We start from the raw sequence: 24425 nt of genomic DNA, 5'->3' as shown, positions 1-24425 counted from the left end.
AGGCTATAACAATAACATTAATTAGAGAAATTTAATTTCTTGGATTGGATTCTCTAATTATTTAAAAAAGGAGTGGGCACAATGGCAACCGTTTTTACAGATAAACCGGATTATAACCCTGGGCAAACAGCGTTGATTACAACCGATGGATTTCTCCTAGGTTCCAACATCAAGTTCCAGGTTCAGCATATCCTTGCGGGTCTTGATGGTGTATTCGGTGTAAACCCCTTAACTGGCATCGACGATGATCTGTTAGGTAATAATAACGGCTCGGGGCACCTGCCGTGGATTGTCACTGATGGTGACGAAGCTAATGATTTGGATAAGAGCATCAACGGCAGCATCCAAACACTATGGTATGTCAATCCCGATGACTCCTTGAATGAAACTTTTCTGTTAACGGCAACCGGCGCAGGTGCCGACGGTGAGTTTGGTACGTCGGATGATGAAGTGGCCACATCCATCTTTACCGATTCAGCGGGCACTTATACTTTAAAGTGGACAGCAGCCGATCCAGCGGTGAACAAAGCTCCTTACCTGCCCACCTATACTAAAATTTCACCAGCGGAATATTTGGCGGCGGGATTTACTTATCCGAGCGGGCGTGCGGATTTGCCATCTTCAAATCCGATTGATAACGCTGTTGCTTATGGCCCAACGTTCACATCAAGCGATCTTGATGCCGTGACCTCTTTAACTCCGAAGGATATGGCGCTCGGTCAAATTGTGCCATTTGAAATGATCATCAGTGTGAATGGCGATACAGCGCCTGAGAATGGAGTGATTACTTTTACTACCGATTTTTTAGCCAAAACGACCAGTGCCAGTAACAATAACTTTGGGTTTGATACCAACTATAAAATTATTGCAGCTTTTGTCGACACTGGAGATGCCGCTACAGTCGATCCGGGATCAGATGCTAAAGTGGATTCTTTTAGCTCGGCGATTTTTGGAACAGGCACTAACAATGAGCGTATACAAAGCACCGTTCAAGTTTCGGGTCTGAATAATGGTGACAATGTCGTCGTCGAGCTTTGGGCCGTGCTTAAAGATACGATTACTTCAGGTGTAACGGGCAATGTGCAAACAAGTCTGGTTAGCGCTTACACAGGACCTATAAGAGGCACAGTTGACAAAAAAGACGAAATCGGCGGAGGAAGTCAAATAGTTCCGTTAAATAAGGTTGGGGAATTCTTTACAGCGAAGGCTGATTTATCAGTCGTTAAAAGCGATAGCACCGATGCTTCCACTAATTCCGCGAATTTGACATCGGGCTCCGATCTTGATCCAACCGATCTGAATCCGGGCGACACGTTTACTTATACGATACTCGCCAAGAATAACTCAACCGATACGGTTGCCAATGGCGTTGTGGTTACCGATACGCTTGATGCCAATGTGACATTTGTATCAGTAACAGGTGGTGGAGTTTTTGCAGATAATGGATCTGCGGCGGATACCGTAACCTGGAATGTCGGTTCCCTTAATCCTGGTGAAACTCAGGTGCTTACCGTTACCGTCAGAGTAAACGACAACGCGCCAACCGGCAATCTCACGCAAGACTTACTGAATAGTGTCAGTATCACTGCGATCACCCAAGATCCGACTCCTGGCAACAATACCAATACCGAACCGACCAATCTTGAAGTGGGGTTTGTTCCGAACGGAAGTATCGCCATTATCAAGACCACCAATGGAACTGATGGTCCGACTATTTCTGAAGGTGAAACCGTTACATGGACTTATACGGTATCAAATACAGGTAATGTGGATTTATCCAATATTCAAGTTGTGGATGACAATGGTACCGCGAGCAACAGCGATGATTTTAAACCAACATTAATTTCTGGTGATGATGGTGATGACCGTATTCTTGGATTAAATGAGGTATGGACTTTCCAAGCGACCGGTGTCGCGTACCCTGTTAATTACTCAAATATAGGTACAGCATCCGGTGAGTATCTTGATAGTGCTAATCTGCTTAAAACCGTAGATAGCTCTGATCCAAGCTCGTATGTTGGTGAAAACGTGGCTGCGAAGATCACGATAGACAAGAGCGGCCCTGCGACGATCAGCGAAGGTGGAGCAAACGTAATTTACAACTTCACCATCACAGCGGATGCCACGAATGCATCGACCGACCCTGTGACGGTCACCTCACTGAGCGACAACACCTTCAGTGCGGCGGATAACACCGCGTTGTTTGCTGCGGCGCTGGAAGCCTACAAAGTAGCGAATCCAAGTGCAACGGCCATCGTACTGAATCCGGGCGAATCGCTCAGTTTCAGCTTTGACCCGACGGGCAATCTGGAGCTGAATGCCGGTGAGAAGCACACCAACACGGTGACGGTAGAAGGCAAAGACGACGATGAAGGCACACCGACGATCAGTGATACCGATGATCACACCGTAACCGGTGAGGACGTGGCTGCGAAGATCACGATAGACAAGAGCGGCCCTGCGACGATCAGCGAAGGCGAAGCAAACGTAATTTACAACTTCACCATCACGGCGGATGCCACGAATGCATCGACCGACCCTGTGACGGTCACCTCACTGAGCGACAACACCTTCAGTGCGGCGGATAACACCGCGTTGTTTGCTGCGGCGCTGGAAGCCTACAAAGTAGCGAATCCAAGTGCAACGGCCATCGTACTGAATCCGGGCGAATCGCTCAGTTTCAGCTTTGACCCGACGGGCGATCTGAAGTTGAATGCCGGTGAGAAGCACACCAACACGGTGACGGTAGAAGGCAAAGACGACGATGAAGGCACACCGACGATCAGTGATACCGATGATCACACCGTAACCGGTGAGGACGTGGCTGCGAAGATCACGATAGACAAGAGCGGCCCTGCGACGATCAGCGAAGGCGAAGCAAACGTAATTTACAACTTCACCATCACGGCGGATGCCACGAATGCATCGACCGACCCTGTGACGGTCACCTCACTGAGCGACAACACCTTCAGTGCGGCGGATAACACCGCGTTGTTTGCTGCGGCGCTGGAAGCCTACAAAGTAGCGAATCCAAGTGCAACGGCCATCGTACTGAATCCGGGCGAATCGCTCAGTTTCAGCTTTGACCCGACGGGCGATCTGAAGTTGAATGCCGGTGAGAAGCACACCAACACGGTGACGGTAGAAGGCAAAGACGACGATGAAGGCACACCGACGATCAGTGATACCGATGATCACACCGTAACCGGTGAGGACGTGGCTGCGAAGATCACGATAGACAAGAGCGGCCCTGCGACGATCAGCGAAGGCGAAGCAAACGTAATTTACAACTTCACCATCACGGCGGATGCCACGAATGCATCGACCGACCCTGTGACGGTCACCTCACTGAGCGACAACACCTTCAGTGCGGCGGATAACACCGCGTTGTTTGCTGCGGCGCTGGAAGCCTACAAAGTAGCGAATCCAAGTGCAACGGCCATCGTACTGAATCCGGGCGAATCGCTCAGTTTCAGCTTTGACCCGACGGGCGATCTGAAGTTGAATGCCGGTGAGAAGCACACCAACACGGTGACGGTAGAAGGCAAAGACGACGATGAAGGCACACCGACGATCAGTGATACCGATGATCACACCGTAACCGGTGAGGACGTGGCTGCGAAGATCACGATAGACAAGAGCGGCCCTGCGACGATCAGCGAAGGCGAAGCAAACGTAATTTACAACTTCACCATCACGGCGGATGCCACGAATGCATCGACCGACCCTGTGACGGTCACCTCACTGAGCGACAACACCTTCAGTGCGGCGGATAACACCGCGTTGTTTGCTGCGGCGCTGGAAGCCTACAAAGTAGCGAATCCAAGTGCAACGGCCATCGTACTGAATCCGGGCGAATCGCTCAGTTTCAGCTTTGACCCGACGGGCGATCTGAAGTTGAATGCCGGTGAGAAGCACACCAACACGGTGACGGTAGAAGGCAAAGACGACGATGAAGGCACACCGACGATCAGTGATACCGATGATCACACCGTAACCGGTGAGGACGTGGCTGCGAAGATCACGATAGACAAGAGCGGCCCTGCGACGATCAGCGAAGGCGAAGCAAACGTAATTTACAACTTCACCATCACGGCGGATGCCACGAATGCATCGACCGACCCTGTGACGGTCACCTCACTGAGCGACAACACCTTCAGTGCGGCGGATAACACCGCGTTGTTTGCTGCGGCGCTGGAAGCCTACAAAGTAGCGAATCCAAGTGCAACGGCCATCGTACTGAATCCGGGCGAATCGCTCAGTTTCAGCTTTGACCCGACGGGCGATCTGAAGTTGAATGCCGGTGAGAAGCACACCAACACGGTGACGGTAGAAGGCAAAGACGACGATGAAGGCACACCGACGATCAGTGATACCGATGATCACACCGTAACCGGTGAGGACGTGGCTGCGAAGATCACGATAGACAAGAGCGGCCCTGCGACGATCAGCGAAGGCGAAGCAAACGTAATTTACAACTTCACCATCACGGCGGATGCCACGAATGCATCGACCGACCCTGTGACGGTCACCTCACTGAGCGACAACACCTTCAGTGCGGCGGATAACACCGCGTTGTTTGCTGCGGCGCTGGAAGCCTACAAAGTAGCGAATCCAAGTGCAACGGCCATCGTACTGAATCCGGGCGAATCGCTCAGTTTCAGCTTTGACCCGACGGGCGATCTGGAGCTGAATGCCGGTGAGAAGCACACCAACACGGTGACGGTAGAAGGCAAAGACGACGATGAAGGCACACCGACGATCAGTGATACCGATGATCACACGGTGACGGCGCTGGATATTCTGCCTGAAATCAGCGTAATCAAAACCGTTGATGTCAACGGTGACGGTAATGCGTCAACCGGCACTGGCTTCAATGATAGTGAGTCAGTCTCAGAGGGTATTGATAATAAGGCAGTGACCTATCGCTACGCCATAACCAGTCATAATGCGGAAGCATTGAGTTTGGATTCGTTGAGTGATGACAAGCTCGGTGACATTCTTGATCTGGGTACTCTACTAGTTGGAAGTGATACAAATAGTAATGGTATGCTCGATCAGGATGAAACCTGGGTCTACACGTTAGCTACTACGATTGCAGCGGGGAACGTTGATTCGCCTCTTATTAACGAGGTAACAGCGGAGGCCAGTGATGATGATGATAACTCTGATACTGAAACTGATACTGCAAAGGTCACATTTACTAACGCCACACCGACAATCACGGTGGATAAACTGGTAGATGCCAATGGGGATAATATATTCCATGATATGGAAGCAGCGAATGGAAATACTAATATCACATTGACGTATCAATATACGATCACGGCTCCATCAACCAATGTTTCTACCGATCCCATCACAGTTTCCTCGGTGATTGATGACAAACTGGGAGATCTGACTTCGGCCGCTTTGGTAGCAAATGGTGGTAATCCGATTGTATTGAATCCGGATGAATCGTTTACATTCACTTATACCAAGACTGGCGTAGATTTAAGTAATGTTGGTACTTTAGTGAATAAAGTGACGGTAAATGGGCATGATGATGAAAATACAGCAGTTTCAGACACTGATACTGCCACCGTTATTAAATCGGGTTATGTTACGAACTCTGCTTTAAGTGAATTTGATACCAATTCTGCGGTAGCGGGACAGCAGTTTAACTTGATAGCCACGCCGACACCTTGGATTAGCAGCGGTACATACAAGGTAACGGATAGTAATCCGGGGCAGTTCTATTACAATGCATTTGCCACGGGAAATGCGGGTGATATTGCTCATATCAAATTAAATATTCCCTATCCATTCGTGACTCAAGGTGCAACACCGATTCATGTTTATAGCGGTGTTGACATACATACCGATAGCAACGGTATGATAAGTTTCGACCCGGTCGGTGAAATTGCAATTAGTAAAGAACAAATTGCAATTAGTAGCTTCACAGATACCAATGGCGATGGAAAAATTGGATTCGGTGATATTTATACCGCTTCGCTTGATGTGACTGTCCCTGCGTCTGGCTTCATTTACGCGAATATCCATTTGGATTACGGTCTGGAAAAAACAGGTCCTTGGACTAAGTTTGTAGACAGTACCGGTGGTAACGATATGAAACCGGGTTCTGGAAATCCTTATCAAACGATTGAAGATTTTGGTAGTTACGGATTTTCAAGTTTAATCAATAGCGTACTGGGTCAGGATACGATTCAGAATCAGAATATTTTCAAGAATCTGAAAGGTGTGGGCGGATTTATCCATACCGCTGATGATCATAATCCGATCGGTGGGCAAAATGTAATTCTGCTTGATAGTAAAGGCAGTAAAGTCGGTTCGGCAACTACCGATGCTGATGGCTGGGAATTCATGACAGTCAGTGCTCCTGGTAAATCAGCAAGTTACACAGCTTTCTGGGATCAAGATAAGGATGGCGTTAAAGATGCCACGGAACCGTATCAAAATATTACTTGGGGCGGTCCTACCAAGTTTGTGGAGGTCAATTTTGATTATATCGTGGGTTCCAATCCTACAATAGACGCTTTGCTTTAAAGCAGAAAATTATTCTCGGATGGATAGTAAAAACCCCTTCTAGCTAACTGCTGGGAGGGGTTTTTTAAAATATTTATACTACTTGTTTCTGATTACTCGGGACTCAAGGCATAGCAAAAATGATCTAATTGACTAGATTTTTTGGGGAATCTAATGACAGACAATAATGATGCACAAAAAGAAATTAAAACAGATCCTGCCGGAGCTCAGCCGATGCAGGTGAACATACGGATGCAGCAAGGTGAGCATACGGGTCAACCGCTTTATTCCAATTTTACTTCCGTACAAGGCGGGCAAGGCGTGGTGATTGTCGATTTTGGATTTCTTGATCCGCAAACGATCAACGCATTAAATCGACTGGCTCGCTCAGGTGAGAAAGCACCTGAGGCGGTTGGTGCTAGAATGTCTTGCCGAATGGCGATTAGCGTTGAGGCTGCTACCAATTTAGCGCATCAATTGAATCAGCTCTTTCAAAGAAAAGCCTGAAAATAAAAGTGCAGGCTTTATTTAGATAGGAAAAAGCATGACAGAAAAAAACGATATGCCGGCTGAAACAAATGGCGCTGGGCATGCGCTGCAAGTAAAAGTCGCTATGCAGGGAGGAGAGCAGACAGCGCAACCTATTTATGCCAATTTGGCTTCAGTACAGAACGGGCAGGGTGTGGTCATGGTGGATTTTGGGTTCATGGATCCGCAAACCATGCAGTTATTGAATCAAAAAATTGCTTCGGGTGAAAAGATATCGGATACGATTACTGCAAAAATGTCTTGCCGGATGGCGGTTAGTGTCGATGCAGCAAATCAGTTGTCGCAGCAATTGAATCAATTATTGGGTTTGAGTCCCAATGTTCATAAACCGGCAGTACAGCAAAAAAGGGTTGAACAATCTGAATCCGTGGTTACAAAATCGGATACCGATGCGATACCCAAGGAAGAAAGCGATAAACAAGAAAGTGGAAAAGGCGGTTTCCGGTTTCCTTGGTCCAAGAAGACACACTAGCGCTAAAAAACGACCCCCCAGATGATTATGGGGGATCATTAATTCATCCGTTGCGTGCTTCTATTTGACGTTCACGGCTACATAAGCCGAAGAAGAGTTTCCAGCTGCATCTTTTGCGATTGCCTGGATGGTGTGTGATCCCGCTTTCACTTTCTTGGAGCGGGTACTCCAACTATACGATAAGGTGCTTCCAGTACCTGTGGTAACTTGTACGCCATCGATGTAAATGTATTGCTTAATGCCGGCCGGACCACTGTTGTCAGATGCACTGGTGCTGATGGTGACGGTTCCGGTGACGCTGCCTGCAACGGGGTTTACGATGGTAACTGCTGGAGCTTGTGTGTCCACACTGGGTGTCACGATCGAATTGCTAACATTGACCGAGATGTTGGTGGTGCTCAAGTTTCCGGTTGTGTCATAGGCGCGCGCTTCAACTTTTGCGGTTCCATTCGGTGCTCCTGCCGTATCCCAACTAAACGCGAATGGGGATGAAGTGTCCGTGGCTATATTAGTATTGTTGATCCACAGTTCTACGCGCGCCACGCCGGTATTATCGGTTGCATCGACATCGACAGGAATCAACCCGGAAACAGTGGCACCGCCGAGTGGATCGATGATGAAGATTGCAGGAGCTGTCGAGTCGATTTTGGGCGTTGCATTTTTTGCAGCCAGTACCGCAGCAGCGGCATTAACTCGGCCATAACCGAAATAGACATCCTTACCAGCTGCGCCGAGATCAACGGCTGTGGAGAAAAGCAGATTTTCGATGTCAACGCTGCCCAATTGTGGATTGGCAGACATCATGAGTGCGATAACGCCAGCAGTTAATGGGCTTGAGAAAGAAGTACCGGCTACCGGCATATAATCGCCGCCAAGCCGGGTGCTATAGAAATTTTGCCCTGGCGCCGCTAGTGAAACGTAATCACCATAGCTCGAAAAATTTGCTTTATTATCGTATAAATCAGTGGCTGCTATTGCTAGCATGCTCGTAGTGACCGTGAAGCTTTCCAGTGTTCCGGTATTTCCGGCGCTAACCGTTACCAAACCTCCTTTATCTTTCATATATTGTGCTGCATTTCGAATGGATAGATTGCTAGAAAGTCCTTCAAAACTGGCATTAGCTACACGTGCTCCGTGATCCGCCGCATAGATCAGGGCTTGAGATATCGTGCTAGAGTAACCTATGCCATTCAAGTCAGTTATTCTGAGGGGCATGATCATAGATTGACCGGCGATTGCTGCTATACCAACGCTGTTGTTGGTTGCTGCCGCAGCAGTACCAGCGACAGCGGTTCCATGGCCTAGCACATCCGAGAAGTTTGAGTTGTTATCATAAAAATTCCAGCCCGATACTAGTTTTGAGGCAAGATCAGGGTGTGTGTTATCAATCCCAGTATCTAGGATTGCGATGGTAATACCGCTGCCTTGAGTAATATCCCATGCAGCTGGTGACCCAATTATGGGGTGCTGCCATGCATTGGTATACATTGGATCATTGGGAACAAAAGCCGGGGTAACGGCGTGATCAAGATCAGCAAACTTAAGGTGCGGATGGCGCTGAAGCGTGGCAACGATGCCTTCTTCAGAATATTCCGGTACATCAACGATATACAATTCGCTTTGTCCAATTTTTCTGGCCTTGCCTTCATGATCTTTCAGAATATTTGCAAAAGCTTGTGCAGGAAGACCGGCACGTGGCACTACCAGAATCCGACCTTTCGCCCATTCTTTTGTAGTGTTGCTTTTAAAATGCACACTTTGGGCTGATGCAGTGCTAGAGCGATTGTCTATGGCGTGATCATTTGCTTGTTCTGGTGGTGAAGCATTTAAAGTAACAGATAATGATGCTGTCAAAAGAAATATTCCAATCTGAGAAGTAGCTGTGACTGTGCGTTTCGTTAGGCTGGGTCTATGGGTACTTAGAAAATGTGATTGGTGGCTGTGAGGTAGTGATGAAGGTATGGTTTGTAGGGATTGTTTGTTACTTCCCATGGATTATTCCTCTAAAAATCAGGGAAGACTTTGGAGAGAAGCTGCTAAATGTAGTCATGTGTTATATGCTTATCCACTCTTGACTAGATCTGATATTGTGTTTTAGCAAACAATATAATCTGGCAGTCATGCTATCCTAAGGCGTTTGCCCTGTAGACCTAGACTTTGCGCCCCCCGCTTTCGCGAGGTTTGCCCTTTTCAAATGATTCGAGACGTGCAGAAAATTAATGATTCTTCTGCAAGATTTCGTTTTCTGTTTTCGGTTTATAGAGAGAATACTTTAGGGAGTATTTCTAAGGTGGGCGAATAAAGGTGGTTAAATTGCGCCGGGGTACATAACAAATAATTCAATTTAATCCGGTTTGATGCCCCGCTGCATGTGGCGGGGTTTTTTTATTGCGGTTGAGAGAAACGGAAGTTATTGCATTGAATGCAAGCCGATCATGTTGCCTTCGGTGTCCCGGATCAAAGCGATAAAGCCATAGGGGCCGATGGGCATTTTTTCACGGATCAAATGCCCTCCCGCAGAGGCTGCACGAGCAGCCTCAACAGCACAATCCGCACAGGAAAAATAGACCAGCACAGCATTTCCGCCGGATGGCCCGTCTGCCATTTTGACCAGCGCGCCGGATGCGCCCATTTGACCTTTCAGCATGGGAAAACTCCACAGCTCAACCGGCATGCCCGCAGGACTATCCAGTTGTTCCAGCTTTGTTTGGAACACCGATTCATAAAAACGCTTGGCGCGCTCCATATCCTGCACGTAAATTTCAAACCAGCCTACGGGATTATTGTTCATATGCATTTCTCCTTTGAGTACTTAAGTTTCGAATGGATTGTTAGCTTAACCAAGGCTTGAATATTCTCGATCTTGATTCTCTATTGGGTATCCAAACGTTCAATCAATCGGATTGGCATTGAACAAGATTACCACTGACCTATCTAAATGTAGAACATTTACTTGTTGAGTTATTTTAGTGTTTTTTATGCTGTTTTTCCTTCCTGAACTATTCCCGAGTAAAAAAGTCAGATATTTTGTTGGCTTTCATTTTTGATTATGATAAAATTTATCATCCATTGAAAAAGGTCTTATATTTCATGACCTTGAATGGATTGTGGTTAATGATAACTACAACGGGAACTGTGGCTTTGATTGGTAAAACGCACTATTTTCCTTACCAAGAAACTATAGTTTTTTTCTGATTAATAAATTTAATGGAGGAGAGAAATATGATCACAAGTGTCGTGATTTTTTCAACAAACGCCCGAGCGCGGAGGGTTTCTATGATGTCGAGTGCAATGGCATTGCAGTCATACACAAAAGTTTTCCCAACCTACACTGAACCTTGGAGGAGTTAAAATGACATTATTGATATATGATTGGAAAAAATCCATCAAAAAAGCACTGAAATTATTTTCACTATTCTTAACAATTTCCATCTTATCCGCTTGCGCACAAATGAGTTCCGTCGCTGCGCCGGTCGGAATTTCCAATAATGATCATGATGCTCTAGTCAAGTATTATGAGGATATAGGGAGAGAAACCAAAGCAAGGTTGCGGGAGAATAAAAAAGTTCTCAAGGAGTATGAAGCGCATCCTTATTACTTTGGTAGACAAGGACTAGAAGCTCAATCGCATGCAAAAGCAAACGTTCGTGAATACGAAAAGACTTTGCGGGAAATTCAGATACATGCTGATTTCCATAGAAAAATGGCGTTAGAGCAAAAGGGCAAAGTAATAAATAAAGCGAAAGCTAATCAAGATCGTGACCTCACTTCAAAGAGTCCAGAGAGTTCTGTGAACAAAGGCCTTTGAGTAAGTAACGAACAACCACCGAATTTTTCGGTGGTTGGTCTTTAAGACCTGCAACAAAAAACCTGCAACATCGATTTCCAGTCACAACGCTGATTTAAAACTGTTTCTTAGAAGGGAAGCACAAAATCCAGTGAGAACAAAATTTGATCCTTATGGCCAGCAAACGGTTTGTACGCAACAGTACGATAGGCATCGACACTGTCATAGCGGATATTCGGCCGGATGGTGAGCTTCTTCAGATGATCCCAGCGAAGTTTTAGCGTCTTAGCCGCTTTCCAGTTCATTCCCACCGTTGCCGCGTAATAGTCCGCAGGTGCAACCGTAACGTTGTTGATATTTCCCGCATAGCTTACCGGTACGCCATTGACGATATTGGTTGCCGCCGCGACCCGGAATGGCGAAGGATTGCGAAATCCGTCTCTGTCGCGAAACCACTCGCCACGAAATCCGATCGATACATTTTCGGTCAGGTCGTAATATAGATGCGTGACCAACCCCATCCACTGGGCATCTTTGACGACATTGGCGTATTTCAGATTATTCAATAGAATGCCGTCCGCGAACCCATGCACATGATGCAAGACCAATAAAGTTCTGGGATTGATTCTGTGTTGCAGTACGAGGTTAAACATTCCCCACGATTCACTGCTGTGTGTTGAAGTTTCGCCGTAAGTGCCGGTGGCATTGAACGATGTGGTCTGATTATCACTTTTCCAGGTGAAACCGGCAATTCCGCTCCAGTTGCCAAGCTGTTTGTCCCAGCCGCCATCCCAGCCCCCGGTGGCGCTGCCGGTCACAGCGCTGCCCAGAACAGACCAATTTTTATTGATGATATAACTGGCTTGTAAACCGGTATGTGTGAAAGGCTCGCCTGCATTAAAAGAATAAGCGCGCGTATAAAAGAAATTGTCGGGTGCTGGAATTGTTTCAAAACCGGTAGGAGAGTAAAAATGACCGGCTCTGATATTAATTCCTTTTGTGCCAATGGGCACATGGGCTTCCAAATAAGCTTGCGGCAGCGCGATGCCGTAGGTTTTGGTAGAGGCGCAACACAACCCGAGATCCCAGTTGCTGCGCTTTAGCGCTTCACCGGTGTTGACGTCAAAAGCCGGTACACCAAAGGCTTGAGTAAAAACGGCATCGGTTCCGAACAGAAAATCGAACCGCCCGCCAAAATCCCATTTGTGGGCTTCGGAAACCACTTGACGTTGAATAAACGTATTGAATTGATTCAACTGAAAACGATTGGCTTGATCGGCGAAAGCAACCGGTCCATTGAAGCCATCTGACTGGCTTGGATTAAAGGTTGCGCCGCCATTAACCCATCCGCCGACTTCCACTCGGCTGTCTTTAATAAAATTCTTTAGATTGCTTAAGTTGCTGGCATAGAGTGGAACCGGGGAAGCTATAAATTGAAACATACTGCTTGTCGCAGCAAGCAACAGCCATTTTGAATATTTCATCTTGCACTAGCGATAATAGTGGTTCATTAATGAGTTACGACGGCCTGAAAATACCGCGCGGATAATAACTGATTTTACCAGTTTCATGGTGAATAGATACCGCGAACGAGCCCACGTGCTGCATTACGGGATGCTACTCCGGAGCAACCGGAGTAGCGGTTATCGTATTCACCGGATAATTTCTGAGATCCTGATTTCAGCCGGTTACAACCACACCATCAATCCCATCTCCAATGGATGCGTCAGCAGCGGGTGATACGGATAAATGCGGATGAAATATTCCTGCTTGCCGCATAATTCCGGGGTTAGTTTGAGTTCGAACAAATGCTCGCCGGAGTCTTGAATGCCGGTAAAGGTAAACTTGAAATGATTGAAATTGCATAACCGTGTGGTCTTGAACTGGCGGCAGATCAATAATTCAATGACGACATCCTCGGGCGCCAGATTGTTCAGTTTCGCCGCAACCTTGAAATTCAACGCTTCGTCAAAATCGATGCGTTCGCACGGGGCATCCAGCCGGCGTAACGTGACGCCGTGCCACGCCTGTTTGATTTTGGCTTTCCAGGCGGCAATATTTTTTGCTTCCGTGAATTGATTGACGGAGTAGAGCGCGCCCTTGGTGCTGGCCGGGCGGTAGAACTGGGTAACATATTCATCCACCATACGGGTCGCGTTATAGCGCGGCAGCAGCGAGATCATCGAGTGCTTGGCCATTTTGACCCAACCCGGCGAATAGCCGAGCTTGCCGTGGTTGTAATACAACGGAATCACCTGGTCTTGCAGGATTTCATACAGCGCGCGGCTTTCCTCCTGGTCACGCACGATGCCTTCCATATCCTCCGGGCCGGGTTTGATCGCCCAGCCGTTTTTGCCGTCGTAACCTTCGCCCCACCAGCCATCCAGCACGCTCAGATTGATCGCGCCATTGATACCCGCTTTCATGCCCGAGGTGCCGCTGGCTTCCAGCGGATAGATCGGATTGTTCAGCCAGACATCGACACCGGCGACCAGCCTTCGGGCCAAGCGCAAATCGTAGCCTTCAACTAACAACAACCGTCCCTCAAACTCTGGAAAGTTAGCAACCTGGCTGATGCGCCGGATCAGATCCTGTCCCGGCACATCGGCGGGGTGTGCCTTACCGGCGAAGAGCAACAGTACGGGGCGTTCCTGATCCAGGATAATTTTCCGCAGCCAGTCGAGGTTTTCAAATAACAACGTGGCGCGTTTGTAGGTGGCGAAGCGGCGCGCAAACCCCAGTGTCAGAACATTCGGGTTGATCGGATCGACAAACTTCAGCAACCGGTCAAGATGTGCTTCGGAGCCGCGATTCCGGGCATTCTGCTCGGTGATGCGCGAGCGGATGCCGTAAAACATTTGCGATTTCAACGATTGCCGCACACTCCAGAACAAATGATCAGGTATCGCATCGATACGTGACCAATACTCGGTGTCGCACATTTTGTTGCGCCATTCATGGCCGAGATAACGGTCGAACAGATCGGACCATTCCTGCGCCAGGAAAGTCGGCACATGCACGCCGTTGGTGATATACGACATCGGGTTTTCTTCCGGTTCGATCTGCGGCCAGAGATCGCGGCAGATATTCGCCGACACACTGCCGTGTATCTTGCTGACGCCGTTGTGCGTGCGTGAGCCGTGGATCGCGAGCGCTGTCATATTGAAATCCGGACTTCCGGGCACATGGCCGAGCGCCATGAATTCTTCTTGCGTGATATTCAATCCGCGGTAAAAATTGTCAAAATAGGTTTGCATCATTTCCGCGTTGAAATAATCGTGCCCGGCAGGCACCGCGGTATGCGTGGTAAAAACCGTGTTGACCGCGACACTTTCCAGGGCGCTGGCAAAATCGAGCCCTTGCTGCACCCGGTTGTAAATCCGCTCAAGAATCATGAACGCCGCATGTCCTTCGTTGATATGCCAAACCGTCGGCTGGATGCCGAGCGCTTGCAATGCGCGTACACCGCCCATGCCGAGAATAATTTCCTGCTCGATTCGCATGGTTCTGTCGCCGCCGTATAGATTGTGCGTGATGTAACGGTCTTGCGGCGAGTTTTCCGGCAAATCGGTGTCGAGCAGATAAAGTGTGACGTGGCCGATTTTCGCTTGCCAGATTTTTGCGGTTACTTGACGTTGCAATAAGGGCACTTCAATCTGCAAGCCCGAGCCATCCGGACGCAGTACCGGGGTGACCGGCAGATCCTCGAAATCGGAAATGGTATAGGTGACCTGCTGGTTGCCCTTACTATCGATGGTTTGAAAGAAATACCCTTGGCGGTACAGCAGCCCAATGGCAACGAAAGGCAAATGTAAATCGCTCGCGGCTTTGCAGTGGTCACCGGCGAGAATGCCCAAACCGCCGGAATAAATCGGCAAGCTTTCGTGGAAACCGAATTCAAAGCAGAAATAAGCCACCTGATCTTGCGAGTTCAATCCGCCATTGCTGTTTTGCAGTGCCGAAGCATCATGGTAGGAGTCGTACGTCGACAGGATGCTATTGTAAGTGGCGAGAAAAACCCGGTCTTCGGTTGCTTTCAGCAACGCCGATTCGTCCACGCGTTTCAGGAATGCCTTCGGGTTATGGCCTACCGCTTCCCATAAATACGGGTCGAGCCGAGAAAACAGCGTGCGCGTGGCGCGATCCCAGCTGTACCAGAGATTATTGGCTAACTCTTCCAGGCGCTTCAGACGGGGGGGGATTTTGGGATTAACGGTGATGGTGAAGGCGGTTCGGGGAAACATGCAGGCTCTCCTTGATGAGAATGATCGTTGCTATGATACACCCAGCACCGGCTAATTGATTGAATTTGAGGCCGGGAATCCGCTAGCGTGGTATGTTGGATGCGGACTTCAGGGAATTTTACGGGCCGTTATCGAGCAACCGGAAGGCTTCCTGCCGGGCACCCAGTAAGCCGATTGCGGGGTTGGTGACGACATGCACCGGAATTTCGTGCAGCAATGCCGAGAATCTTCCTTTTGCGTGAAACGCATGCATAAAACCCCCGGCGCTGAGTATATCGATAATTTTCGGCGCGATGCCACCCGCGATATAAACACCGCCGCGGCATAAACCCGCCAGCGCCAGATTGCCCGCATACGCGCCGTAAATCGCGGCAAATAATTCGAGCGCCTGGATCGCGATGGGGTGTTTCTGCGTTTGCGCCAGCGCAGTGATGGCGGCGCCGCTGTCTTCTCCGAGCTGGATGAGCGGTAAATCGGAAGATGCCGCTGTGCTCTGTTGCAAAAATTTAAAAATATGCGTGAGTCCGGCACCGGATAACAAACGTTCTACCGACACATGCCCGAACCGATTTTGCAGCGATTCCAGCAAGCTGATTTGCAGCGGGGTGACCGGCGCGAAATCGATATGTCCTGCCTCGGTAGGCCACGCAACGTAGCGATTGTTTACCGGAGTGAGCCACGCTACACCCATTCCGGTGCCTGCGCCCAATACCACACGCATCGCCTGCGCATGCGGTTGTCCGGATTGCAGTGTAATCAAGTCACTGCCCGGTAGATTTTCAATCGCCAGCGCAACGGCTTCAAAATCGTTGATCAGTTTGACCGATGGAATCGAGAAGGCATGCGCGATGTGTGCACTCCCGATCTGCCAGGGTAAATTGGTTAAGGTGGCCTGTTGACCGGCAATGGGCCCCGCCACGGCAAAGCACGCCGCTGCGGGCGGATTGTTTACTGATACTTGCTGGAGAAATACTTCGAGCATGCCGGAAAAAGTCGCGAAAGCCGTGCTGTCGTAGCGCTGTGTGCAGCGCTCATGGATCTGGCCATCGACGGTAATTTCAGCCAGTTGCAGAATGGTTTTGGTGCCGCCGATATCGCCGTAGATAAGCTGTTTGTTCACGTGCCGATCAATCCTCGAAACCTGTACACAAGGTCAGCGGGTCATGCTGACAAGCCAAGCGGACAGTATACAGCCGCGCGCGTGTTTTGATTGCCTTTGCTGCCGTTTGACTTACAATCATGGTTTCAGTACATTTTTTGCTCATCACTGAGAGGCATTATGGTTGATCCCTTGATTATCGCTAAAACCAGCCAATCCGATTTGGCATTGTTACCCGCGATGGCCACGCGCCACGGTTGCATTACCGGTGCGACCGGAACCGGCAAGACGGTGACGCTGCAAAAACTGGCGGAAAGTTTTTCCAATATCGGCGTGCCGGTATTCATGGCGGATATCAAAGGCGATCTGACCGGCATCTGCAAGCCCGGAACCTTGTCCGCAAAAATGCAAACCCGTTTGGACATGCTGCAACTGGATGTGCCGCAATGGGAGGGCTTTCCGGTGACGCTATGGGATGTATTGCAGGAAAACGGCCACCCGATCCGCGCGACGATTTCCGATATGGGACCGCTGTTGTTGTCGCGTTTGCTGAATCTGAATGAAACGCAGGAAGGCGTGCTGACTCTGGTGTTTAAAGTGGCCGATGATCATGGTCTGCTGCTGCTTGATCTGAAAGATTTGCGCGCCTTGCTGCAATTTGTCGGCGACAATGCGGATCAGTTCAAAACGCAATACGGCAACGTGTCGCCCGCATCGATCGGCGCTATCCAGCGCAGTTTGCTGCAAATAGAAAAGCAGGGTGGCGGCAAATTCTTCGGCGAGCCGATGCTGAATATCGAGGATTTGATGCAGACCTTGGATGGCAAGGGTGTCATTAATATTCTGGCGGCGGATAAATTACTCAACTCACCGCGGCTGTACAGCACCTTTTTGCTGTGGATGCTGTCCGAGCTGTACGAAAATCTGCCGGAAACCGGCGACCGCGAGAAGCCTAAGCTGGTGTTCTTTTTCGATGAAGCGCACTTGTTGTTCAGCATGGCGTCGCCTGCGCTACTGGAGAAAATCGAGCAAGTGGTGCGCTTGATCCGCTCCAAGGGCGTCGGGGTTTATTTCGTCACGCAGAATCCTTTCGATATCCCGGAGAAAGTCCTCAGTCAACTGGGCAATCGCGTGCAGCATGCGTTACGCGCCTTTACCCCGCGCGATCAGAAAGCGGTGAATGCGATTGCCGAAACCATGCGGCCCAATCCGAAGTTGAATGTCAAACAAGCCATTCTTGAGCTGTCCGTTGGCGAGGCATTGGTTTCCTTTCTCGATGCCGACGGTTCGCCCTGCGTGACCGAGCGCGCGATGATATTGCCGCCGGTCAGCCAGATCGGCCCGATCACGGCGGACGAGCGCAAGGAATTGATCCAGTCATCGATTGTGGCCGGTGTGTACGAGCAGGAAATCGACCGCGAAAGCGCTTTTGAATTGCTGCAAACACGCGGCGGTGCTGAAAAACCGCTTGGCCATTCAGCGCAAACAGGCGGTTCCGGAAGCTTGCGCAAACCCGCGGACGAGGGGATTCTGGCCGGTTTGGGTGATTTGCTGCTGGGTTCGTCCGGCAAACGCGGCGGACGCCGCGAGAGTGTGCTCGACGCCTTTGCGAAAAGCGCCGCGCGCTCGGTCGGATCGTCAATTGCGCGCGAAATTACTCGTGGGGTGCTCGGGTCGATCTTAGGACAAAAGCGCCGCTAGTTTGGGGCGGTTTTGTCTTTATATTGAGGAGAGAAGACAATGAAGAAAATCATCGGCGCGTTGTTCTTGTACCTGAATACCGGCCTTGTACATGCTGCCGGTCCCTACGACGGCATTTGGACCATCGACGGCTTGCCGGAAGCGGGCTATTTAATGACATCGGAAAATAGCGGCAAGTTGATCTTTGTCGGCCTCAATCCGCCCGATTTCGACGGCAATCGGCGCTGGGGCGCGTCGTGGGGTGACATCAAAGACGGTACGGTGCGGCTGACTCGCTTAATCAACGACAATATCGATGCCGTCACCGATGTCGTCTTTACTTCACCGACGACATTAACGTTGACCCAGAAATCATGCCGTCCGATCAATCCCAATTATGTCTGCTCACTGCCAAACGGCGTGCCTTATGCGGCCACCAAGATTTGGTAAAAACGGATCACCACATTTATGCATACCATCATGAAATCACTACTCGTCGTACCCATCCTGCTGCTGGCCGGTTGCGCTTCATACTCGATCCACGGCGGCGACCCTGCACAGCGGCAATTGCGCAACCAATGGTCAGCCAACTACGAGTTATGCGAACGATTAACCGTCGCGACGCTAGCACCTGAGAAAATCCGCGAAGAGTGGACTAATGAAATTACCAGTAGAAGTGTGGATTGCAACCTATATGCGGCAACCACGCATACCGCGGTGAACCGGGATGTGCCGTTCGTACGCTGGAGCACGCAACTGACTGCACCGAGAATGATTTCAACCGTACCTGCGCCGAGTCAATTGATTCATGCGCGGTGAGTTTTTATCCTGATAAAGTCAACGATGAATATTCCGGTGGAATAATAAGTTGGGCAGTTATGCGATGGTAGCCTTCTGCTCATCCAACTTGAATCTCAACAGCTCAATACCTAGCCGCTGCAATGCATCTTTTAAGTCGGAAGCGATTGTCTCATTGTGAGGGAGGACGATTACTCTTCGGCAATCTTTTGTTGTTCCGTGAACCATGAGCTGACCAATAGCGCTATAAATATCTGATCGCTCAGTGCTGGTTTTAACCTCAAAGACCTCAATGAGGTCACGGCTGATTGTGACGCCCATATCAATCAAGATGCTCTTAACAATTTTCCCGCCATTTGGAAGCGATTTTGCCGTGCGCCACGAATGCAAGGCATCCACAACGTCGCCGTGACGAGACAGGTAATCAATTTCTCTTGATCGTTGGCCTTTGCGCCTTCCGCGCGCCTCAGAGTAGAAATCTTCGAGTTCCTTCTTCTTGTGTTGGAACTCCTCGGTTCCGATCTCTCCAGCTCGAACAGCCTGTTTGAATCGCGCAATGTCATCGATATACTGTACAGCAGAACGGCTTGCCGCAGTGCCATCAATTGGCATAACTAAGATACCTTCGCGGATGTTGCCAGAAGAATCGACAACATCAATGGGAAGTCGAGCACACCATGCCATAAAGGCAGACTTCCCGACGCCTTTGGTACCGCCACCAATGCGCCCAGAGTGCAAAAGGTAGATCTTGCCGGTGTCGTTATCGCGACCGAAAAAGCCTGCTACTTGGTTATTGCGCCCCTTGTATGCGGTATTGATTTCGACAGAAATCTGTAGATTACTATCGTCCCCAAATAGACCAAACCAATTCAAACGTCGTGGATTTGGAGCATTCTCGCCATCGTAATCCGACGACCAATACCAATGATTTCCGTTCGTAACAACTCGTGCATCGAAAGTTGTTCCACCTGGATAGCCGATGTTCTTCGTTACCTTTCTTTTGAAGTCACGGCGAATCGTAGCTTCCAACTTGTGCTGCGCCTTCGCAATTTCTTCCTCGGATTCTATGAGTGAAAACATTGGGACTCCTCGATTTTTCTATGTGCCGATCGCCGGTTTGATGTCTAGCGTAGTAGGTAAGATATTCTATCCAGTAATCTTATACACAATGCAGTATAACTCTGTGATCAATTCTCATCCTATATTTCCAGATAAATATGAAAATAAATACGGCAAATCATGCAAGTAAAAAGACCTGACGGGCTATGGATTGAACGCAAGTTCATTTTACCAAAGACCGGTCCCAATAAGGCATGTCGCCGACGTGTTCCGCTAGGAAATTAATAAAAGCGCGTATTTTTATGGGTAAATGCCGGCTGGGGAGATAACAGGCGTAAATATGACGTTCCACGGATAGATAGTCCGGCAACACCGTCTGCAGCCGCCCTTTTTGTAATTCCATCCCAATCGTATACGTGGGCAGCAAGGCAATGCCCAATCCATACAGCACGGCTTGCGCGAGCGCATCGTTATCGTTGATCCGCAGGGTTCCGGAGATCGGGATCTTGATCTTGCCTTCCGGCCCGTCGAAGCGCCAATAACCTTGTTCGGGTGAAAGCGCGCAATCGAGACAGTTATGCTTTACAAGATCGGCCGGGGTTTGCGGTGTGCCCCGTTGTTGAAAATACTGCGGGGTTGCGCACAGTATGCGGCGGACGGGCGCAATCTTGCGCGCCACCAGATTGGGGTCGGGCTCATTGGTGACGCGAATTTGCACGTCATACCCTTCTTCAATCAAATCGCCCGGATGGTCGGTAATCGTCAAATCAACTTTGATCTCAGGATAGCGCGCGAGAAAACAGGGCAGCGCCGGAGCGATATGGCGCGTTCCGAATGAGCTCGGTGTGCTCACTTTCAGTGTCCCGCGCGGCTCGTCATGAAGACTATTGATGGCCCGCTCGGCGTGTTCGGCTTCTTCCAGAATGCGTTTCACATGTTCCGACAGCGCGACGCCTGATTCCGTCAGGCTGAGATGCCGCGTGCTGCGGAGAAGTAAACGGGTGCTGAGATCCTTCTCAAGCTTTGCGACCGCTTTGCTGACCGCTGAACGCGAGATGTCCATGCGCCGCGCCGCTTCGGCAAAACTGCCTGTTTCTACCACCCGCGCAAATATGACGAAAAGATTAAGATCTTGCATCGTGTCATTGTATCTAATTCGGAAACAAAATGTTTCGCTTTATTGGACTTATCACCTAGACATTCAATCTATATGATCTATTCCAAGGTGAGATATTTAATTTGTATCTTTAAGTGGTAGGGTTTTTGTTGTTGCATTTAAAAGACTATTATATGTCGATCCTTATTTTGTTTGTTCTTTGATCATTTCGTGTGAGAGTGATTGGTTGATAAGGTAGTAGTTTTATTGTCAACCTGAAAGAACGTATTATGAACCTGGATATTTATTCGAACCGGCCATGCGCTTTTTGCCGGTTGGTATGAATAACCGGTAAACATCCTAAAAGAGGAGTAATAAATGGAAACTAAAGAGTTATTTAAAGCACCGCAGTTGGTTGTAGTTTATGCAATCACGATTCTTTACACGATTACGTTTTACTTGGCCGCGGTCACAGAGCCGTCTGCGACGAAGAAACACTACAGGGTTTATGAGGTTGCCCAGGTGGAAACAGGTCGTCCTGTTTATCTTGAAGCTATAAGAGATGACAGCTCGGGCTAGACGGAGTATGGATTGCGCCCCCGTGCTTGTGCCTGGAAAATCATTGAAATATGCCCACGGGGGCGTCCGGATTGGTGAGTAATAATTAATTGAAGTTTTGGAGAGGAATCGATGGATGATTCAATCGTAATGAAAAGATTCGAAATCGTTATTGGAATCGAGTATCTCGATCAGTTGACGGAATTGCTGGAGAGATCCGAGGTGCGTGGATATACCGTTTTCAAGAATGCTGGCGGTATCGGATCGCGGGGTATCCGCCATCCCGACGATGTTCTGACACCCGCTGAAAATATTGTGGTCATTCTCGCTTGCAAGGAGGATAGGGCGCAGAAAGTGTTGAATGAACTCGGCGCGGCAATGAAAGGCTTTGGCGGTATGTGCCTGATTTCAAATTGTCATGCGCAAATGCCTGGGTGAAATGGATGGATTAAACCCCATTTTTTATGCCAGCTGAGTGGCTGGCATCAGCTGCTATATTTCGTTAGTCCGCTTCCCCGATTCTCACGATCCGCCTCATAGTCGCACGCAGTAACGGATCACATCAAAATATCTTGTTTTATTGTGTTGATTGGATCACACTGGAATAGAGTTTTGATTGATCGATCCTGTTGCTAGCGGATAATCAAACTCTTTCTTAGTGCGTTCATTTCTCATGAAAAAGTAGCTTTATTTTTTCTATCCACGGGAGGCACATCATGGCAAGAGATTCTGCATTAATCAGCAAAATCAAATCCGGTATCGTCAGCAATCTTTCCTGGAGCGCTGCGCGCAATACCAATCTCCATATCGAAAACCAAATACTCAAAAAGGGCGAAGCGATTCTGGCGTACAAGCAGCGCATCGTCATGGAACGCAATTCCATCATGGTTTTCGCCGATGACGCACCGCAATTCAATTGGTCGCATCCGTGCCGCTACTTGTTGCACGATGCGGAAACCGGGGATTTGTACAACGAAGTGGAGGCCCAGTTCCCGCCGTATATGACGGCTGACCCTCCCAAGACTTTTCAGCCGTTTCATACCCCCATCAAGATCGCGGAACCGGAAATCTATTATCCCGTTTTGCCGTGGCTGCGCTGTCCGATCCGCTGGGCGAAAGGTCAACGTTATGCGGTTTTATTCTCGGGCGCTTCAAACAACCGGCATACCAACGATCTGGAGTTTCTCTATCGCACGTTGCGCGATATTTACGGTTTTCCGGCGGCGAATATCTTTGTGCTGAACTACGACGGCACGATCAACTATAACGGTAATCCGCATCCAGTGGTGAGTTGGCCGGGAGACAGTTCCGCCTATCGGATGCCGGTCAACGGTAAGGGAACAAAAGCCGATCTGGATACGGTTTTCAATACACTCAAGGCAAAATTAAAACCGGATGATCTGTTGTTGATCCATACCAACAATCACGGCGGTCATAATGGCACGCAGTCTTACCTGTGCACTTATAGCGGCGCCGACTACCTGGCACACGATTTTGCCGATACGCTGGCGACGCTGCCCAAGCACTATTGCATGATGGTGATGATGGAGCAGTGCCATGCCGGCGGTTTTAACGCGCCGATTCTGGCGAAATCAACCGCCACGCACACCAGTGTTTCGTCCGCTTGCCTGGAGTTGAACAATTCGATCGGCGGCGCGCAGTTCGACCCGTTTGCACGCGATTGGATTGCCGCGATGGCTGGAAATACCGCCTACGGCGGCGCGTTGGCATCCAATCCGGATACGGATGGATCGGGCAAAGTTTCCGCGCGTGAAGCGCACAACTACGCCGATTCGGTGCACGATCCCTATGATACGCCGGTGTTCAGCCAGTCTTCGGCGGCCGCTGGAAATTGTTTTCTTGGGCAGCGCTATTCGTACATTTGGCCGGTTTATTGCCGCTTGCTGGTGGAAGCTTTGCAGCCTTTATACATCAGGAAACCGATTCCTGAATTTTACGATATGGTGCACAGCAAGCTGATGCCGCAATTGAAGGATATCGAGAGCAAACTCGAAAATACTTCTGCGGCGCAAGAGAAGGAGTTGCGGGCAGCACTGGGCGATGTCGTGAAAAAGGCGCTGGGTAGATGAGAGAATCCGATCAGGGCATTTTCGAGCGTGTCAGCACGGTCTTTGACGATGCAACGTTATCCAACGCGATCGTCTATCTGAGCCGCGAGATCGCGCATGCCGGAGCCAGAGTTCACGCCGGAGATGCGCTGATTGATATTCCCTGGGAAGCGCGAATTGTGTTTGTCGATCTCGAACCACAAGCAAACTGGGGGCATCGCTGTGCCTACATCATCTTACAGTGTGAAGGCAACGGGTGTATCCGCAAGGATGCGCAAATGCCCCCCTTTCTCAAACCCGGCGGGATGCCGTTCCGCTTGCTGTCGAAGGGCGCTGCGGTTCCCGAATGGACGGTTGCAACGCTGTAGACAGGGCGGAATGCCGGATGGATGCGCGTTTGACAGTGCAACGGGCTTCCAGTACATTCGCGCATGAAAGCGGGGGTGCCGTGTGTGCCTTCAGCCGGTTGATTCGTTCGGTAACCATTCG

Annotated in this window: 18 protein-coding genes and 1 riboswitch; of the genes, 11 read left to right on the top strand and 7 right to left on the bottom strand. The window is 49.5% G+C overall.

The window, feature by feature from the left end; translation table 11 throughout:
• Positions 1-81: 81 nt before the first annotated feature.
• From R2083_RS12185 to R2083_RS12175, 3 genes are all read left to right on the top strand, one after another.
• Positions 82-6546 carry a hypothetical protein gene (locus tag R2083_RS12185; protein WP_317538624.1) on the top strand — a complete coding sequence of 2155 codons (6465 nt, stop codon included), beginning with the start codon at positions 82-84 and terminating at the stop codon, positions 6544-6546.
• Between the two features lie 153 nt (positions 6547-6699).
• The gene (locus R2083_RS12180) at positions 6700-7032 is read left to right on the top strand and encodes a hypothetical protein (RefSeq protein WP_317531518.1); all 333 of its coding nucleotides are present in this window, start codon (positions 6700-6702) and stop codon (positions 7030-7032) included.
• Between the two features lie 37 nt (positions 7033-7069).
• Positions 7070-7546 (top strand): hypothetical protein, encoded by a 477-nt coding sequence (locus R2083_RS12175; protein WP_317538623.1) that lies wholly within the window; start codon positions 7070-7072, stop codon positions 7544-7546.
• 60 nt (positions 7547-7606) lie between these two features.
• Here the strand turns inward: R2083_RS12175 and R2083_RS12170 are convergent, their stop codons facing one another.
• Complete coding sequence (locus tag R2083_RS12170) at positions 7607-9400, bottom strand: S8 family serine peptidase (RefSeq protein WP_317538622.1); 1794 nt, start codon at positions 9398-9400, stop codon at positions 7607-7609.
• Positions 9401-9656: 256 nt separating this feature from the next.
• Positions 9657-9742, bottom strand: a riboswitch (cyclic di-GMP riboswitch).
• Between the two features lie 214 nt (positions 9743-9956).
• Positions 9957-10337, bottom strand: a complete 381-nt coding sequence (locus R2083_RS12165; RefSeq protein ID WP_317538621.1) for a VOC family protein — start codon at positions 10335-10337, stop codon at positions 9957-9959.
• Positions 10338-10898: 561 nt separating this feature from the next.
• Here R2083_RS12165 and R2083_RS12160 point away from each other — a divergent pair.
• Complete coding sequence (locus tag R2083_RS12160) at positions 10899-11354, top strand: hypothetical protein (protein WP_317531514.1); 456 nt, start codon at positions 10899-10901, stop codon at positions 11352-11354.
• Positions 11355-11461: 107 nt separating this feature from the next.
• Here R2083_RS12160 and R2083_RS12155 read toward each other — a convergent pair whose 3' ends face one another.
• From R2083_RS12155 to glk, 3 genes are all read right to left on the bottom strand, one after another.
• The gene (locus R2083_RS12155) at positions 11462-12775 is read right to left on the bottom strand and encodes a porin (RefSeq protein ID WP_317531513.1); all 1314 of its coding nucleotides are present in this window, start codon (positions 12773-12775) and stop codon (positions 11462-11464) included.
• A 246-nt stretch (positions 12776-13021) separates the two neighbouring features.
• Positions 13022-15577, bottom strand: coding sequence for an alpha-glucan family phosphorylase (gene glgP / locus R2083_RS12150; RefSeq protein WP_317538620.1), 2556 nt, complete (start codon positions 15575-15577; stop codon positions 13022-13024).
• Between the two features lie 118 nt (positions 15578-15695).
• A complete protein-coding gene (glk, locus tag R2083_RS12145) occupies positions 15696-16697 on the bottom strand; it encodes a glucokinase (protein ID WP_317538619.1) in 1002 nt (333 codons plus the stop codon).
• Between the two features lie 159 nt (positions 16698-16856).
• On the opposite strand from glk, the gene R2083_RS12140 reads away from it, so the two are divergent.
• The 3 genes from R2083_RS12140 to R2083_RS12130 are packed head-to-tail and all read left to right on the top strand — an operon-like array spanning position 16857 to position 19175.
• Entirely contained in the window at positions 16857-18377 is a 1521-nt protein-coding gene (locus R2083_RS12140; protein WP_317538618.1) for a helicase HerA-like domain-containing protein, read from the top strand.
• 39 nt (positions 18378-18416) lie between these two features.
• Positions 18417-18806, top strand: coding sequence for a hypothetical protein (locus R2083_RS12135; protein WP_317538617.1), 390 nt, complete (start codon positions 18417-18419; stop codon positions 18804-18806).
• 30 nt (positions 18807-18836) lie between these two features.
• The gene (locus tag R2083_RS12130; RefSeq protein WP_317538616.1) at positions 18837-19175 is read left to right on the top strand and encodes a hypothetical protein; all 339 of its coding nucleotides are present in this window, start codon (positions 18837-18839) and stop codon (positions 19173-19175) included.
• Between the two features lie 57 nt (positions 19176-19232).
• On the opposite strand, the gene R2083_RS12125 is transcribed toward R2083_RS12130, so the two are convergent.
• A complete protein-coding gene (locus R2083_RS12125) occupies positions 19233-20234 on the bottom strand; it encodes a hypothetical protein (protein WP_317538615.1) in 1002 nt (333 codons plus the stop codon).
• A 202-nt stretch (positions 20235-20436) separates the two neighbouring features.
• The gene (locus R2083_RS12120) at positions 20437-21351 is read right to left on the bottom strand and encodes a LysR family transcriptional regulator (protein ID WP_317538614.1); all 915 of its coding nucleotides are present in this window, start codon (positions 21349-21351) and stop codon (positions 20437-20439) included.
• Between the two features lie 336 nt (positions 21352-21687).
• On the opposite strand from R2083_RS12120, the gene R2083_RS12115 reads away from it, so the two are divergent.
• The 4 genes from R2083_RS12115 to R2083_RS12100 all read left to right on the top strand — a co-directional run bounded on the left by R2083_RS12115 (position 21688) and on the right by R2083_RS12100 (position 24304).
• Positions 21688-21888: a hypothetical protein gene (locus tag R2083_RS12115; protein ID WP_317538613.1), complete on the top strand. Its 201-nt coding sequence runs from the start codon at positions 21688-21690 to the stop codon at positions 21886-21888.
• A gap of 129 nt (positions 21889-22017) precedes the next feature.
• A complete protein-coding gene (locus R2083_RS12110; protein ID WP_317531503.1) occupies positions 22018-22305 on the top strand; it encodes a DUF190 domain-containing protein in 288 nt (95 codons plus the stop codon).
• 278 nt (positions 22306-22583) lie between these two features.
• Positions 22584-23957, top strand: coding sequence for a C13 family peptidase (locus tag R2083_RS12105; RefSeq protein WP_317538612.1), 1374 nt, complete (start codon positions 22584-22586; stop codon positions 23955-23957).
• On the top strand, positions 23954-24304 hold the full coding sequence (locus R2083_RS12100) for a hypothetical protein (RefSeq protein WP_317538611.1): 351 nt from the start codon (positions 23954-23956) through the stop codon (positions 24302-24304). Before R2083_RS12105 ends, R2083_RS12100 begins: the two co-directional genes overlap by 4 nt.
• Positions 24305-24425 lie beyond the last annotated feature (121 nt).

Origin of the sequence: Nitrosomonas sp. Is35 (genome assembly GCF_033063295.1) — a bacterium.
Lineage (GTDB): Bacteria > Pseudomonadota > Gammaproteobacteria > Burkholderiales > Nitrosomonadaceae > Nitrosomonas.
The sequence above is the reverse complement of the archived record's forward strand: the minus strand, read 5'-3'. Positions and strand labels throughout refer to the sequence as shown.